We start from the raw sequence: 15,516 nt of genomic DNA, 5'->3' as shown, positions 1-15,516 counted from the left end.
TATTTATTGCATAATTTCATTTTTTTTCAAGTGAAAATAATACGATAGACGCATGACCCTATTGAATAAAACAGGCTGCCGATAGCGCACATAAAATATACATGAGCACTATCTTCGGATCAGGGGTTAAAATAGTGAAACATGCATCACAGACCAGGCCTGCACACACCATATTATAGATGCGATAACCTATATCCTGCCGCAAACTATATTATAATTTTGACTTGTGATGGAGAAAAGGACACGCAGAAAAAAAGAAACAGACTGCGCCGAAGCATAACCCCGGTTCAGCCTTTCTGAATGGCAAACAGACGGAAAGTAAAGAGTAAAGGCCTCGGCCGCGGATTGAGGGCCGGGACTCTATTCAGCAGCAATAAGACGAAACCGGACCAGTTGACGACGCAGATCGTCATACAGGACAGGTTTTACAAGATATGAATCGGCACCGCATTCATACATGGCTCTGTGCATGGTTTTTTCATCACTCAGGCTGCTGGCGATGAATATCTTGGATTCGCTGTCAAAGGAATCCGCGTTCCTGCCCTGCTCAAGCTGACGAATGGCTTTGCAGGCCTGCAGCCCGTCAATGTTGGGCATCATCACATCCATGATGATCAGGTCAAACCGGGGAATCTCCCCAGAAAAACTCTGCGATACCGCCTGAATGGCTTCCCCGCCGTCTTTTGCAATGTAGCAGGGCATAAACTTGGAGAGAAAACCCACAAAAATTTTACGAGCAATAAAGTCATCATCGACCACAAGGGCGGTCGGGTTCTCGCGGACAGGAAACGGAGGCTCTTCCGGCACGCTTCCGGCCTGCTCGATCACCGGTTCCTTACAGAACTCGGGGGTGGCCTTAACTTCCACAACAGGCTCAAGTGTAGGTTCTATCCCGGATTCTGCTGGCTCGACATCGGGTTCATCAACGGGTTCCACAGATGCCTCCGCCCGGTTCTCCTGCGGAACGTCTGAATCGGCAACTGCGCTATCCGAATCCAGTTCTTTCAGCAGGGCGTATCCCCTGCCGTAATCAATTTTGTCCGAACCCTTTTCAATTATATTCTCAAACGCATCTTCTATCAGATCAAAACTTCTGAGCAGCACATTGATTGCGAGCTTGTCTATAGCTCTTTCCCCGGACCTGATGTCCGAGCAGGCGTCCTCGACTTTGTGCACGAACTCGGACAAATCCATAAGCCCGAACATGGAGGAGTTACCCTTGATGCTGTGCAAGGCCCTGAAAATACGATCCACGGAATCCTGATCCCTGCCCTGCTCCAGATTAAGCACATCCTGAACGGCAAACTCTGTAGCTTCACGGCACTCGGAGACAAACTCGACAAGGAAGACGTCTATATCAAAAGCATCACTCATTTATGAACCCCAACTCCAGAAGTTTGGCTTTTAGAACATCAACGGTAAGGGGCTTCACCACATAATCAGTGGCCTCGCTTTTGTTGAAAGCCTTGAATACGGTTTTAACATCCGAAAGGGCGGTGGCCATGACGACAGCGGCCTCCTGCTTGGGCTGCACATTGAACGAACGCTCAATCTCCCTTATTTCCCGTGCCGCTTCCAGACCGTCTTTCTCCGGCATCATGATATCCATGAAAACCAGATTGTAAGGTTCTCCGCTTGCAAGCGCGGACCTGAAAGCCTCCAGGGCCTCCACTCCATCTACAGCGACATCCACTTCACCGTATTTCATGAAAAAAAACTGCAAAAAATTCCGTGAAGCAAAATCATCCTCAGCAACCAGGACTTTCATAACGGCACCTTATATTATTGACAAAATCGGCATATTGTTTTTCTTCCTCACGTAAGCAATGATGCCGAGTAACACGATACTGTAAATTCCACAAATAACCCGGACTAAGCCTGTATGCATGTTCATTCTCCGGCTGAAAAAAACTCCACAGAAACGGAAGTCCCCAGTTCCTCTGAACTTTCAAAAGAAATCCGCCCGCCTATGGTCTCGGCTACAAGCCGGGCGGAATAGGTTCCAAGCCCGGTTCCTCCTGATTTTCCGGCCGTAACATACTTATCAAAAAAATTTTCGCGAATATCCTCCGGCACGGCACCCATATTATGAATACGCATCACAGATGAATCGGCCCTGCGGGAAATATCCACAACAACAGTTTCCCCTGAGGGAGATGCCTCGACAGCGTTCTTCAGCAGATTGGAAAGGAGGGAGTAAAGCAGGGATTCGTCACTGTTTATATGGAAAGTTAAATCGCAATCCGCATCAGCACCTTCAAAAAGGACCTTAACTTCTATTTTTTTCCAGTAGATATGCTCCGAGAGATCCTTAAGCACGCCCCGGAGCATGGGATAAAAATCCACATCAACCGGACGGTAATTGTAAGTCCCGGTTTCCATCTTATACAGATCAAGCGAGAGATTTATCATATTCAAGAGCTTGTACCCGGCTCCACGGATGTGCTCCAGAATCTCCCTCTGGCCGTCGTCCAGAACATTCTCAAGATCCATAAGCAGCACTTCCGGCAATCCGATGATCCCGTTAAGCGGGCCTTTGAGATCGTGCCGCATTATCCTGTCCACGTCCTCTTTTAGATCGGCCAGTTTTTTCTGCTCGGAAATATCGATAAAGTTTTCCACCAGATGCAGCCTGCCGCCGATCATGACCTTGCTGGCAGTTTTCTGAACCGGAATGCTTACCCCGTCCGGCCGCCGGATCAGATATTCCGCGTTATTTTCATCGAGCCCTTTGTCTGTCATCGGGCACTCTCCGCGCAAGGAATAGCAGATCATATCAAAGCATTGCTTACCGATAACTTCTCCCAGAGGACGTCCCAGAAGCTCCAAAGCCTTGGGGTTGGCGTCCACAATCTGGTGAGTAGCGGCATCTATGACCAGAACACCGGCCTGCATGCCGTTCAGAGTAACATTCATACGTTCATACGCATCAGCCAGTTCCTGCGTCCTGCGCTGAACCCGCAATTCCAGTTCCTGACTGTGGTTGCGCATGAAGTCGTGCGTCTCAAGGTTTTCAAGGGCATTTACAGCTGAATGCATTACCACGGAAAACAGTTTCAATGTTGTATCCAGAATTTCATCCTTGCCCTGAAACATGATCCCGGCAAACATTCCGCGAACCCGAAACGGTGTGGCCAGCGAATGAAGCAGCACATAATTGTTTCTGGATGAATCCAGAAAAAAGACCGGACCTTCGGATTGCAGGGCAAAGGCAAAAGACTGATCACTTATGAGGCTGCTTATTTCATGTTCCAACAGATCACCTGTTCCATCAGGCAGACACGTGGCCTGGATAAAATCCTGTGTATCACTGTCCACCAGATAGACGGCGCATGACTGAAAGGAAATCATCTTGTTGGCTCTTACACAGATTTCCCTGAGCAGTTCCTTACGGGTAGGTTGGGATATGGCCGTAAAAGAACCCAGCTCTCTGGCCAGATCAAGAGCCTCCATTGCGGCGGCTTTCTCTTCCTGCAACGTCAGTATCTGCTGCTTTTGAAAATTGATAAGAGCGCTATCCTCCACCCTATCCTCCAAAAATTGTTATGATATCATCTATCTGGCGTTGAGCCTGCATGATGGTTGTCGCCACGGCTCCATCCGGAAGTCCGAGAGCATCCCATGCGCCATGATAAGGAGCATGAACGAATCCTGATCCGTTACATCCGAACTGAAGGGCAAGAGCAAGGGTATCGCTGATTGAGCAGATTGCCGATTCCGCGGAGTATTCCTCCTCCACTCCTCCGTGGTGCCCGCTGACAGCTAAAACAAGCGACGGGGGAAAATTCCAGATCCAGAAGAGTTCATTCGCAAGTTCACAATGATCAAAGCCGAAAACGGCTTTCTCGGCCTCGCGGGGCGGCATGCCGTAATGCCTGCTGAGCTTGAAAGTCAGGTGAGTCTGTTCCGGGGCCAGTTGCAGCATGACCAGCCGGCCCAGATCGTGCAACATGCCGACAACAAAACAGTTATCCGCTGAAACCCCTTTGATCTGAGTTGAAATGATCCGGCAGAAGACAGCACATGCCAACGAATGTTTCCAGAAATCGGCCATGGAAAAATATCCGCTGTCCATCCCTTTGAACGAATCCATTACCGAAACGCTGAGCGCCAATTGGCTCAGTCCGGTAGTGCCGACCAGAGAAACCGCCCTGCTCAGGGATTCCACCGGACTGTTGAACCCGTATAACGGGCTGTTTACCAGACTGATCAGCTTGGCACTCAGGCCCGAGTCCTTTGAAATTATATCGGCAAGGGTATTGGCGCTGGAACTGGGGTTGTTCAGCGCATCCACAATCTTGTAATAGATATCGGGAAAAGAGCTCAGACGCACACCGCTGTCCAGAAAAACACCGGCATCGGCAAAAAGCGGTGAATCCGGAATTTCCGGAGCTTTCCCCCCCGCAGCAGGCAGGGGATTGAGCCTAGCCTTTTCGGCAAGGAGCTCCGCATATCTCCTGAGACATGCTTCCTTCAGCACCGGCATTGGAGAAACAGTCATGTCCGCGTAGAAAAAAAGACTTTCCACATGCTCCAAAGCCTGTTCAAGCAGTTGAGGATCCATCAGGTCCTCATCATCTTCCCCGCATTCTCCGTTGATGACGACCTCGCACACTCCCCATATATTGAAAACCCGGAGGTGCTGCTCCGCAAGCTCGGTTCCGGCCGGCAGCAAAAGCCGCCCATTGGCACCCTTCACATCTTCAGCCAACTGCATGCCTGGCTTCAAATCAGCTACATACACTTTCATACGCGCCTCTATTCTCTATACGGATTATTTTTCTTTCCAACATATCGCAGGTAAATGTTTTTCGAAAGATAAAAAGGAAATCTCGAACAGTATTGTCCGGTATTGTTTAATATATCAAGGAGGATAAATCAGGACCATTCATCTGATTTCTGAATCGACAGCATACCATCTGGTAAAAAAAGAAATACAGCCCAGGCTTGAATCCAGTTCCGATAAGTGAAAATAAAAAAGAGTGACAGCCAGAAAACAGGTTAATTTGCCTGAGCGCAAAAAGCACGGAGACAATTCAAAAACAGGCTCACCAATGCAATTATTTTTTATCGCACTACCCGCTGGGCACCATCCGGGGCAATCCGTAAAGAAGAAAATAAATAAATTTAAAAAACATGTTGACAACTGAGGAGAGTCTCTTTAGAAATAATTCCTCCTGAGGGCGGATAGCTCAGTTGGGAGAGCATCGGCCTTACAAGCCGAGGGTCACAGGTTCGAGCCCTGTTCCGCCTACCACCTCAGATAATAAGCGTAGCTTAACACGCTGTTATATTGCGGAGCCGTAGTTAAGTTGGTTATAACGCCGGCCTGTCACGCCGGAGGCCGAGGGTTCGAGTCCCTTCGGCTCCGCCACTTTTCAAGAAAAGCCATCAATCGGAAGATTGATGGCTTTTCTGTTTATCAGGATTCTTTACCGCCTCTTTCTTTGAGGTAGAGCCAGGATTCCCCCCTTCCCCGCCCCACAAAACGCAATTTCCCACAACTCCGACATTGACGAAGCACAGCTGTGAATTTTAACATCCAATCCAACTGATCAAACACAGTGAAAAAAGCACTTAACGACCTGCGGACAATGGCGAAAATATTCTTTTGGCCCGGCATCTGTCTGTTTTCGGGCCGACTGCCAAAATGTTTCCGAACATCCCCATGCAATTATCCGTGCTCTTTCCCTGCCATATTTATACAACTTCCAGCTGAAGAGACTGCAATGCATACAGCCGATGACGTGCTCATATTGGGCAAAAGTATCTATACTCGGAATTCAGAGTCAGACCGCTACAAGGGCCTGATTATCTCGGACGGCAAAATATCCAAACTTGTTGAATCATATTCAGAAGCTAAAAAAATCATAAGGCCCGGCACAAAAGTCTATGATTTCAAAAACGGCCACATCTATCCCGGATTCCACGACTCGCACGGACATCTGCTGAAACTCGGCTATAAGCTGAACGAAATTCATCTGGCCGAATGCAGATCTTATGCGGAAATGCTGGACAGGCTGAATGAAGCCAAGGACAAGCATGCCAGCCATGATCTGGTAGTCGGCTCCGGCTGGCAGCATGAACTGTGGAAAGATTGTGATTCTTTTGTAAAAGGATTTCCGACCAACAAGGCTATTTCCGAAATTTTCCCATCAACGCCTCTGCTGCTCATCCACTACAGCTTTCATATGATTCTGGCCAACAAGGCTGCCATTGCTTTATTAAAAGAGCAGAACGACCTGACCGGCAACCCCGATATAATCTGCGACGAGCACGGTGTTCCCACCGGAATTTTCCTTGGGCCGGCGAAGAACCTGTTTGACAACCACATTTACAAAAAAAATCCCGCCAAGATGATTTCTTCAGCCATAAGCCACTACCATAAAAACGGGATAACCTGTGTTCATGACGCTGCAATTGAGATCGACCAGCTCGAACACTATGAAAAAGCAATGGAGATACTGGGCACCCCCCTTAAAATACGCGCCATGGCCATTGCCCGCAAAGAAAGGGCCCCGGAGGAACTTATCGATTTTATTAAGGCCAACAGATTCTACTCTGATTCGATTTCCATAAATTCGATAAAACTGTTTATGGACGGGGCTATGGGGACCCATACCGCGCTTTTAAAAGAGGACTATGCCGACCGGCCGGGGCAAACCGGCCATGAATTCATGCCTTATGAACATATCCATAAGTGCACAAAGCTTGCTGCCGAAAACGACGTTCAGGTATGCACGCACGCCATTGGCGATCTGGCGGTAGAACGTATCGTCAACTTATATTGCGAAACCATAAAGGAACATTCCGACCCTGACGCCATACGCCTGCGGCTGGAGCATGGCGTGATTCTGCCCGACCATCTTCTCAATCTGGTTGCTGAATACAATATCATCGTAAGCATACAGGCACTGCATGCTCTGGACGACAGTCCTTGGCTTGAAAAGGTCATCGGTACGGAAAGGGCCATGCTGTGCCACCGCTTTCAGGACCTGCAGAAATCGGGAGTAATAATGGTCAACGGTTCTGATGCTCCTATTGCCGATGTAAACCCCATTTCAGCTTTTCAAGTGCTCACAGGCAGACACCCCATCAATAACAAACCGGGACTTTCCCCTGCCGAGGTATTGGATATTCTAACCATTAACGCGGCCTACGCTTCATTTTCAGAAAGCAGCTGCGGAGTTCTGGCAGAGGGATTTGATGCGGACATAACCGTTCTTTCTTCCAGCCTGCTGGAAGCGGAAACCGATCTGGGTGCAGTAAAAACAGCGGGAACATTTGTGCGGGGCACGCCGTGCTATATCAACGAGGACTTCCTGTCCTGAAAATTGAATATACTGCTAATTTCAGCGTCCATCCGGATAGGATACCTGTTGGAGACAAATGATCACAGTCATCGTGTGAAGTTTCAGGATTATTTCCGTACAGCTTTAGGCAAGAATTAAATAGAATCATTCATGTTCTTCATTTTAGGGCGGGCGTAATTAATTTTATCCAAGTTTGATGTATTATATCTTTTTTTCACCATACCGATGAAAGACTACTGCTGTATAACACACCAATACTCGCTCGTCAGATTGTATTACAAAATCAATGTCCATTGTCTGCTGCATTATATTGCAGACAACTCTCAAAGGATTTTCAATGTCTAATTCAAAAATAAATAGTATCGGCCAGACAACGTGGCGGCTTTCCATGTTGTTGCCGCTCATGATGATTGTTTTTTCTACCTACCTGATTGTCGGAGTCGCCATGCCGGTGGTACCGCTCTATGTTTCCCACGAGCTCGATTTTGGAACATTTGCAGTCGGACTCACCGTCAGTTGCGGATTCCTGACAGCCTTGTTTTCACGAATCTGGTCAGGACACTACGCAGACGTGCGGGGAGCAAAGCAGGCTGTCGCAATCGGTCTGGTGGCCGGTACCGTTGCCGGTCTGTTATATATCGTGTCCCTCATGTTTGTTTCCACGCCGAATGCTGCGATCTCGTTTCTGTTTCTGGGACGAGCTCTTTTGGGCATTTGCGAAAGTTTCGTCATAACAGGGGCTACAGTCTGGGGCCTGTCACTCTTCGGAATTTCCCATGCGGGCAAGGTTATTGCGTGGCTGGGGACAGCCCTTTGGGCTGCATATGCCGCCGGGGCACCTCTCGGAGTATTTCTGTATGAAGACTTCGGTTTTTTAAGCACCTGCTTGGTCACCTTCGCACTGCCTTTGCTCACCTTTCTTGCAATCCTTCCCCTTACCGGTCCTGAATCAAAGAAAAAAGCGGCCAATGTAGTCACTGACACAGTGCAGGTCCTTAAATCCGTCTGGCTGCCGGGACTTGGGCTGGCCTTCACAGCCATAGGATTCGGCTCCATCACCGCCTTTGGAGCTCTTTTGTTTGCGGACAAGGGATGGGGCTCCTCATGGCTGGTCTTTACCTCCCTCAGTCTGGCTTTTATTCTGGGAAGATTATTTTTCGGTCATCTGCCGGACAAGATAGGAGGCGCCAAGGTTGCTCTCGTAAGCGTTCTTATTGAGGGTGTCGGAGGTCTTTTCATAGGTTTTGCCCCGGTCCCGCTTTTGGCCTTTATCGGAGCAGCCATAACGGGAATAGGCTACGCCCTTGTCTATCCGGGATTCGGCCTTGAAGCTGTCCGCCTTACTCCTCCGGAAAACCACGGTCTGGCAATGGGCACATACACTGCGTTTCTCGACCTCTCGCTAGGTATAGCCGGACCTGCATTGGGTCTCGTAGCCGATGCAACAGGGCTGACAACGGTTTTTCTCGTCAGTTCCGCAATGGTTTTTTGCGCCTTTCCTTTGGCGGTGGTGCTGTTGAAAAAATAAGCGAGGATGAATTCAAAAAGCTGTTCTTCTTAGCAACACGGCATCAAACCTAACACAAAAAAAGGCCGAACCCACACGAGTTCGGCCAGATACAAAATATTCAATAACAAATTCAATCGATAACAGTATTACCGGATAAAACTCATCTTTGTTCTTGCTTCCAACGATGGGTAAGGCACTGTTTCTTTTGCTGCGTCAATACATTTCAACATCCAGGCCATGTTCCTGCCCAGAATTCTCATTATCTGCAAACCTTCCACATCCTGCTTTGCATCCTCAGCCTTGGTTCCGTGGATGGTATTCCAGTAATGAGAAGAGACAATCGGCATCTGGGCAAAAGTAAAATACTTGTTCAGTCGGTCAAAAGAAGCGCTGTTACCACATCGACGGCTGCTGGTTATTGCTGCGGCAGGCTTGAATGCATAACTATCCGCCTTCATGTAGAAAAGCCTGTCCAGAAAACCACAAACCGAAGCATTAGGTCCGGCAAAATAAACAGGAGATCCGACAATAAAGCCATCGGCTTTTTTCAACAGGTCAATACATTCATTAACCTTGTCGTCATTCATTATACAGTATCCAGTCTTCACGCAGCCCATGCAGGCATTACAGCCCTTGATGCCGTCCTTACCAATGTGCATAAGTTCGCTGTCGATGCCATTCTTTTTGAGCTCTTCAGCTATTTCATCAAGAGCAACCCGAGTGCATCCATTTTCATGGGGACTTCCGTTCAACAATAAAACATTCATTATTTTATCCTTTATTTACAGGCTATTAATAAATTACCTACGAATTATTGGGCTCAAATAAACGCCGGTACTCAAACACAGCGCTACCCGCCTCTACTTAACACTAGATTGGTTACTTAACCGTCTTTAACCCAACCCCACATACACCCTGCCAAATGGACACGCAACTAACGTTATATTAATATGGTAACCCCGTGCAGACCTATCCGAATCATCCGACTCACCCGATTTTACGGATCACGCAGAACCTGCTACATAACTGAAATCTGAGTTTGTGCACCATAAATCAGCATGAGTACTCAGCCACACAATATTGACATGAACGGTGCATAGAAATACCGGAAGCCGGTCTCGGCATGCCGCTATTAAGTTTGGGCAGCATACACAGGATATCGCCGGTCCGCGCCTTTTTGACCCTTCCTTTGCGGAAGGAATTAACCGCAAACAACCAACTGGAATAAAATGGAAAAACTACCTAATTGTCCCAAATGCAATTCTGAATATGTATACTCTGACGGCAGCTCACTCATCTGCCCGGAATGCAACTTTGAATTCCAGGCCGAAGAGGCCGGGGACGCCGGGGAAAAAGTCTACAAGGACGCCAACGGCAATGTGCTTGTTGACGGCGACACTGTTATCGTCATTCAGGACCTGAAGGTCAAAGGGGCTTCCTCCCCCATCAAAAAAGGGACAAAGGTCAAGAACATACGTCTGGTCGATCCGGAAGACGGCATTCACGACATTTCCTGCAAGATACCCGGATTCGGCTCAATGATGCTCAAGACCTCGGTGGTCAAAAAAGGCTGATCCCCTGCCCTCCAAAAGTCCGGGCGGCATCCACAGTTTGCGTCTAGCAAAATGGCCGCAAATTAACAGGACTCACACAGAAAGGATATCGATTGATCGGTATCCTTTTTTTATCAGCCCCCGGAACCAATCAAAACTCCTCATAGTATGCAGGGTGCTGATCCTTGCGTCTGCCGTCAGGGCGGCCAAGTGCGGTGATGGCATTCATTTCGGCTTCGGAAAGCTCGAAATCGAATACGGAAAGGTTCTCGGCCTGCCGCTGCGGATTGGACGATTTGGGGATGGGAATCGCGCCAAGCTGAACATGCCAGCGCAGAACAATCTGCACTGCGCTTTTTCCGAGCCTCGCGGCAGCAGAGGTTACCGCCGGTTCCGACAGTATTTCGTTGGCCCTTCCTATCGGACTCCAGGACTGGGTCACGATGCCGTGCGTTCTGTCCCACTCCCGCTGCTCCTGCTGCGGGAAATAGGGATGCAGTTCGACCTGATTCAATGACGGCGCCACGCCGGTTTCATCAATAAGCTTCTGAATGTGCTCCGGCAGGAAATTGCAGACTCCGATACTGCGGACAAGCCCCTGCCTGCGGGCCTCAACCAATGCTTTCCACGATTCTACGTAAAGCTTCTGGCTGGGGTTGGGCCAATGAATCAGGTAAAAATCATAATATTCAAGCCCGGCGCGATACAGGGATTCTTCCACCGTGTAGAGAGTTTCATCATACCGGTGGCGCAATCCCGGCACCTTTGATGTGATAAGCAATTCTTCTCTGGGCACCCCGCTGCGGCGCACGGCTTCTCCTACTGCCCCTTCATTCTCGTACTTGAAGGCGGAATCCAGCAGCCGGTATCCGGTTCTGATAGCGCTGACCATGGATTCCACTCCGGCCGAGCCGTTAAGCTTGTAAGTCCCGAACCCGAGAGCAGGAATCTCGACACCGTCATTCAAAATAATAACCGGAACAGTTACAGCATGCGTCATATGCCCCTCCTCTACTGCTTATGATGATCAGAAACAGGTTTCGTCAAAATCTATCTGCCGCTTATTAGCAGGCTTCCACAAAAAAACATCAAGATCAATGCGTCCGCCGGGACCGAACTCAACGCCCTCACGCATGAGCAGTTCCATCTGTTCTTCGTAGCCGTTTCCTCTGGCTAACGATATGCACCCTTCCCGGTTGACGACCCGGTGCCAGGGCAACCCTTCATTTCTGGAATAAGTATGAAGAACGCGCACGACCTGTCTGGCCGCGCGCCCGTTGCCTGCCAGCGCGGCAACTCCACCGTAGGTGGCCACCCGGCCCCGCGGAATAAGCCTGATAACCTCAATGGCCCTTGCGGTAAAAACGTTTGCACTCATTCGCAGAGGCTACCATATTGATCATACGGTCACAATGCGACTTTGGTTACACCTGTCCGGCAGTACTGTTCCGGCCCCCCGGCGCAAATTCGGAGGGCTTCTATCGGGATTTTTTTCATGCTATTATAAATCATTCCAAAACATAGTTATTGCCATAGCCCGCAAACCTTGTGCTTAAAGTTACGGTTTTCAAAGCAACACACTTAAACCACTAGGGATTCCAAAGGGGATTATCCCCTTTGGCTGCCAGAGGCAAAATCAAATTATCAAAAGCGCAAAGCGCCTCAAATTCAGCGTCTTAAATACCTTTTGGCAGATTAAAAGGAATAGCCTCGTTTCAAAAAGGGAGAGGGGAACCTGCATGATTGAAATATTCCGAAGAGCGGCTGCTCTCGTTCTGATATGCTTCGGCGGTTATCTTGTAATCTGGCCGGGAGGAAAGCTGCTCGTGGTGGAATTGGTCGATATCAGGAAGGATTATGAAAAAATATTCCTGCATAAAGAAAGCCAGAATCTTCCCGGCGGTGCTGTTCTCCTCAAAGGAAACAAAGATATTCCGCCATTCAGGGAATACGAAAATTCCAAAACAGGGCGAAACCGGATAACCGCAAGCGGCCCGGCATGGTCAGAACTTATCGCGGCACTGAATGAACCGGAAAAGCACCCGGAGCTGACGAACAAAAGCTTCGGTCCGGGCGAGAGACGCTTCGTGTTCAGTCCGGAAGACCGCCCGTTCTCGGAACTGGCTCCGTTTCCGGCGGAAGCGGTTCATATCCCGGCCGGAGACGGCAGATGGCTGAGAATACGTGCGGACCATGCCGGAGAAATATACGCGCTGCCGGACCGCTACCTGCATCCATACACCCTGTACGGTTCGATCCTGATTGTACTGGGATTCGTACTTTATTTCATCATTCCACACCGCAAATTCACAGAGGATGAAATACACTACCCAAGAGGGGAGGCCGTGATTGCTCCGGACATGCTGGGGCTGATTCTGGGACCCGTGTTTTTCCTTCTCCCGTTCATGATCGTATGGGAAATGGATTCCGAAATGAGCGTTTTCGACATATCCGGGGGCTGGATCTGGCTTACCGTGGCCATGTGGCTTCTTGCCTCCCTGTGGATTGTTCTTCTTTGTGCGGCCTGCCGGTACAGCCTGCTCTGCTACAGGGTAACCAAGGATGGGTTTCATGAAATAAAAGGGGCGAAGGAAACACTTTTCAGATGGCAGGATATAGAATTCTATCGTCATTACCGGACCAGACTCAGCTCCGGGCTATCCACTCTGCTGCTGATTTTCGGAAACACGCTGCAGGCCGCGGCTGCTGGTATCATGCTCAGGGGAAGGGAGGAATTCGGAATACGCGTACATGAACGGGGAGGACGCAGCATCAAGATTATGGGCAACTCCCTGCCGGAATTTGATGACATTATACGCGCCATGCGGGAGCACGGGATCAAATGCAGGCCGAATAAAAAATCAGGCTGACGACAGCAATTTTTTACAAGACCGCCTTCGGCCTGCCCATATAACTTGTGTGCAGTCCCGGTTTATGCAAATCTCGTTTCCTACGCGGTGATCAACATGGATAATGAAAAAATAAGATACCTCAGGCCCAAAGAAATCGAAGGACTGGAAATTCAGGAAGTCATCAATTCCAACCACTCCTTCCCGAACCACACCCACGGGGTGCATTCAATCGGACTAATGGAAGCCGGGGGATGCTACTGCCGCAAGCCGGGCTCGGGAAGTTCCTTTGTGCGCGGCGGAGAGCTGGCGCTGTTCAATCCCGGACTGGTCCATTCCGGGGTGATCAAGGATTCCGGAACCCGCATCAGCTACCGCGTTTTCAGCTTCGATAACCTGCTGCTTGGAAAAGCCCTGCGGGATCTGGCAGAAAAAGACGGGCTGCCGGAATTCAGGTCCGTGGTGATCAGGGACACCATGGTCACTGCAAGCCTGACCAGACTGAGTCTGGCCGCAGCCGGAGGAAACGGCAGACTGGCATTGGACACGGCTCTTGCCAGAGCAGCCGCAGTGCTTCTGACCAGACAGTGTGAAACGACCTCCAGAGTTCCGGGCACCAAAGAACCTGTGGCGGTGAAAAGAGCCAGGGACTACCTGCACGAAAACCTTTCCGAAAAAGTCTCCCTTGAAGAATTATCAAAAGTCGCCGGGCTTTCCCGCTATCACCTGCTGCGGGTCTTCAGGGAAACCACCGGACTTCCGCCGCATAATTACCACCTGCAGGTACGCATAGAAAACGCAAAAAGGCTGCTGAGACACGGAACCGCATTTGCGGATACGGCTCTGCTCTGCGGCTTTTCCGACCAAAGCCATTTCGGCAACACCTTTCGAAAATACACCGGCGCCACCCCCTCGCAGTACACGAAAATCTGATCTGAGCAGCAATATTTTCCAAGACTATATTCCCTGCCGAAGATAATCAGCAGAATCCACCCGATGCACAGGAGCCTTCAGGTCAGATATGACCACGGAGATCCTGACTGCAGCCGGGTACTGAGCACATTCGCACATTAAAGGAGTAAACCGATGCAACGCACGAAAACAGAAAACAGATCTGACGCAAATATAATCCCGGTGGCGGCGGTTCTCGGAGCGGTACTGCTCTGGGGAAGCGCATTCGCGGCCATGAAACATCTGGTCGGCAACCTTAACCCCTGGGCAGTCATGTGGATGCGCACAGGCATTGCCACTCTGGTGCTGACACCGTTTGCGGCAAGGCTCGCCGGTCCGGTAAGAAAAGGAAAGGACCGTGTGGCGCTGGCACTCATGGCCCTGTTCATGCCCTGCCTGTATTTCCTTTTCGAATCCTACGCCCTGACGTTTACTTCCGCCACCCAGGCGGGGCTGGTCTCGGCCTCCCTGCCGCTCATGGTTGCAGTTGGCGCGGGCATATTCTTCAAGGAAAAAACATCGGTATGGGGATGGTCCGGGCTGGCCATATCAATGCTCGGGGTAGCCGCCCTGACCATGAGCGGAGCGCCTTCAGCAGATGCCGCCAACCCGGCTCTGGGCAATACTCTGGAACTGTGCGCCATGGCCTGCGCCGCAGGTTACATGCTTCTGGTGAAAAGACTTTCCGCCAGCTACGGACCATGGACAATAACCGCAGTGCAGAATGCCGCCGGGTGTCTGTTCTTTCTGCCCGGCCTTTATCTGCTGCTGCGTGACGGTCTCGGCCCTGAACCGGGCAGCGTACTCGCCGTGGCTGCTTATCTGGGCGCATTTGTCACCCTCGGAGCCTTCGGACTCTACAACGTCGGAATGAGCCGTCTTCCGGCCGGAAAGGCTTCGGCCTTTATCAATCTGGTCCCGGCAATAGCGGCTTTCTTCGGCTGGATAATACTGGATGAGACCCTGACTTTCCTCCAGATAATGGCTTCGGGAATAATCTTTGCCGGGGTTGCCATGGCCCAGCGCGGAGAACGCATAAGGCAGGACCTCAAACGTATTTGCGGTCTTGCGGTTCCACGCGCGGACACAGCATCAAGATAAATTGCCGTTAACTTCTTTTACGAGTAATTCTCCGGATTGAGCGGGGTATTGATTACTCTGTATAAAATTCACAGTTAAACAGGATATGGCATCGGCCAACCTGATAATGGAATCTATTCCGATACCTAAATAATGCTGAGACAAGACAGATTGTAGCATCTGTTTTGTCTCAGCATTTTTATTTCCTGCAGCATTCCGCTATAAAACCGTTCAACACCGTCATCTACACACAATTGTTG

13 protein-coding genes and 2 tRNA genes are annotated in these 15,516 nt (G+C 49.9%); 8 read left to right on the top strand and 7 right to left on the bottom strand.

All coding sequences use genetic code 11. The annotated features are described in order from the left end of the window. Positions 1–360 precede the first annotated feature (360 nt). The 4 genes from ACKU4E_RS15995 to ACKU4E_RS15980 form a co-directional block, all read right to left on the bottom strand. The gene (locus ACKU4E_RS15995) at positions 361–1,374 is read right to left on the bottom strand and encodes a response regulator (protein WP_320172078.1); all 1,014 of its coding nucleotides are present in this window, start codon (positions 1,372–1,374) and stop codon (positions 361–363) included. Continuing rightward, positions 1,367–1,768, bottom strand: a complete 402-nt coding sequence (locus tag ACKU4E_RS15990) for a response regulator (RefSeq protein ID WP_320172077.1) — start codon at positions 1,766–1,768, stop codon at positions 1,367–1,369. Before ACKU4E_RS15990 ends, ACKU4E_RS15995 begins: the two co-directional genes overlap by 8 nt. A gap of 122 nt (positions 1,769–1,890) precedes the next feature. Beyond that, positions 1,891–3,525: an ATP-binding protein gene (locus ACKU4E_RS15985; RefSeq protein WP_320172076.1), complete on the bottom strand. Its 1,635-nt coding sequence runs from the start codon at positions 3,523–3,525 to the stop codon at positions 1,891–1,893. Position 3,526: 1 nt separating this feature from the next. Beyond that, the gene (locus ACKU4E_RS15980; protein WP_320172075.1) at positions 3,527–4,750 is read right to left on the bottom strand and encodes an HDOD domain-containing protein; all 1,224 of its coding nucleotides are present in this window, start codon (positions 4,748–4,750) and stop codon (positions 3,527–3,529) included. Between the two features lie 431 nt (positions 4,751–5,181). Between ACKU4E_RS15980 and ACKU4E_RS15975 the strand changes: the two genes are divergently transcribed. From ACKU4E_RS15975 to ACKU4E_RS15960, 4 genes are all read left to right on the top strand, one after another. After that, positions 5,182–5,257: transfer RNA gene (locus ACKU4E_RS15975), tRNA-Val, on the top strand. Positions 5,258–5,297: 40 nt separating this feature from the next. Further along, positions 5,298–5,374, top strand: a tRNA-Asp gene (locus tag ACKU4E_RS15970). A 355-nt stretch (positions 5,375–5,729) separates the two neighbouring features. Then, positions 5,730–7,331: an amidohydrolase gene (locus tag ACKU4E_RS15965; protein ID WP_320172074.1), complete on the top strand. Its 1,602-nt coding sequence runs from the start codon at positions 5,730–5,732 to the stop codon at positions 7,329–7,331. Between the two features lie 319 nt (positions 7,332–7,650). Then, positions 7,651–8,841, top strand: a complete 1,191-nt coding sequence (locus ACKU4E_RS15960) for an arabinose transporter (protein ID WP_320172073.1) — start codon at positions 7,651–7,653, stop codon at positions 8,839–8,841. 128 nt (positions 8,842–8,969) lie between these two features. Here the strand turns inward: ACKU4E_RS15960 and ACKU4E_RS15955 are convergent, their stop codons facing one another. After that, positions 8,970–9,590, bottom strand: coding sequence for a flavodoxin family protein (locus ACKU4E_RS15955; RefSeq protein ID WP_320172072.1), 621 nt, complete (start codon positions 9,588–9,590; stop codon positions 8,970–8,972). A gap of 462 nt (positions 9,591–10,052) precedes the next feature. Here ACKU4E_RS15955 and ACKU4E_RS15950 point away from each other — a divergent pair, with 462 nt between their 5' ends. Further along, on the top strand, positions 10,053–10,397 hold the full coding sequence (locus tag ACKU4E_RS15950; protein WP_320172071.1) for a zinc ribbon domain-containing protein YjdM: 345 nt from the start codon (positions 10,053–10,055) through the stop codon (positions 10,395–10,397). Between the two features lie 130 nt (positions 10,398–10,527). Here the strand turns inward: ACKU4E_RS15950 and ACKU4E_RS15945 are convergent, their stop codons facing one another. Both ACKU4E_RS15945 and ACKU4E_RS15940 read right to left on the bottom strand, forming a co-directional pair. After that, positions 10,528–11,376, bottom strand: a complete 849-nt coding sequence (locus tag ACKU4E_RS15945; protein ID WP_320172070.1) for an aldo/keto reductase — start codon at positions 11,374–11,376, stop codon at positions 10,528–10,530. 27 nt (positions 11,377–11,403) lie between these two features. After that, complete coding sequence (locus ACKU4E_RS15940; RefSeq protein ID WP_320172069.1) at positions 11,404–11,754, bottom strand: MGMT family protein; 351 nt, start codon at positions 11,752–11,754, stop codon at positions 11,404–11,406. A gap of 361 nt (positions 11,755–12,115) precedes the next feature. Here ACKU4E_RS15940 and ACKU4E_RS15935 point away from each other — a divergent pair, with 361 nt between their 5' ends. From ACKU4E_RS15935 to ACKU4E_RS15925, 3 genes are all read left to right on the top strand, one after another. Beyond that, the gene (locus ACKU4E_RS15935) at positions 12,116–13,246 is read left to right on the top strand and encodes a hypothetical protein (protein WP_320172068.1); all 1,131 of its coding nucleotides are present in this window, start codon (positions 12,116–12,118) and stop codon (positions 13,244–13,246) included. A 96-nt stretch (positions 13,247–13,342) separates the two neighbouring features. Then, on the top strand, positions 13,343–14,158 hold the full coding sequence (locus ACKU4E_RS15930; protein WP_320172067.1) for an AraC family transcriptional regulator: 816 nt from the start codon (positions 13,343–13,345) through the stop codon (positions 14,156–14,158). Between the two features lie 153 nt (positions 14,159–14,311). Next, on the top strand, positions 14,312–15,277 hold the full coding sequence (locus tag ACKU4E_RS15925; RefSeq protein ID WP_320172066.1) for a DMT family transporter: 966 nt from the start codon (positions 14,312–14,314) through the stop codon (positions 15,275–15,277). The last annotated feature ends 239 nt before the right edge of the window (positions 15,278–15,516 follow it).

Source organism: Maridesulfovibrio sp. (genome assembly GCF_963677005.1).
Classification (GTDB): domain Bacteria; phylum Desulfobacterota; class Desulfovibrionia; order Desulfovibrionales; family Desulfovibrionaceae; genus Maridesulfovibrio.
Note: the sequence above shows the minus strand (reverse complement) of the source record. Positions and strands in the feature narration are given on the sequence as shown.

Bases quoted from the DNA above. Each gene is read 5' to 3' on its own strand.
- ACKU4E_RS15995 (WP_320172078.1), bottom strand. From the start codon at position 1,374: ATGAGTGATGCTTTTGATATAGACGTCTTCCTTGTCGAGTTTGTCTCC.
- ACKU4E_RS15990 (WP_320172077.1), bottom strand. From the start codon at position 1,768: ATGAAAGTCCTGGTTGCTGAGGATGATTTTGCTTCACGGAATTTTTTG.
- ACKU4E_RS15980 (WP_320172075.1), bottom strand. From the start codon at position 4,750: ATGAAAGTGTATGTAGCTGATTTGAAGCCAGGCATGCAGTTGGCTGAA.
- ACKU4E_RS15965 (WP_320172074.1), top strand. From the start codon at position 5,730: ATGCATACAGCCGATGACGTGCTCATATTGGGCAAAAGTATCTATACT.
- ACKU4E_RS15960 (WP_320172073.1), top strand. From the start codon at position 7,651: ATGTCTAATTCAAAAATAAATAGTATCGGCCAGACAACGTGGCGGCTT.
- ACKU4E_RS15955 (WP_320172072.1), bottom strand. From the start codon at position 9,590: ATGAATGTTTTATTGTTGAACGGAAGTCCCCATGAAAATGGATGCACT.
- ACKU4E_RS15950 (WP_320172071.1), top strand. From the start codon at position 10,053: ATGGAAAAACTACCTAATTGTCCCAAATGCAATTCTGAATATGTATAC.
- ACKU4E_RS15945 (WP_320172070.1), bottom strand. From the start codon at position 11,376: ATGACGCATGCTGTAACTGTTCCGGTTATTATTTTGAATGACGGTGTC.
- ACKU4E_RS15940 (WP_320172069.1), bottom strand. From the start codon at position 11,754: ATGAGTGCAAACGTTTTTACCGCAAGGGCCATTGAGGTTATCAGGCTT.
- ACKU4E_RS15935 (WP_320172068.1), top strand. From the start codon at position 12,116: ATGATTGAAATATTCCGAAGAGCGGCTGCTCTCGTTCTGATATGCTTC.
- ACKU4E_RS15930 (WP_320172067.1), top strand. From the start codon at position 13,343: ATGGATAATGAAAAAATAAGATACCTCAGGCCCAAAGAAATCGAAGGA.
- ACKU4E_RS15925 (WP_320172066.1), top strand. From the start codon at position 14,312: ATGCAACGCACGAAAACAGAAAACAGATCTGACGCAAATATAATCCCG.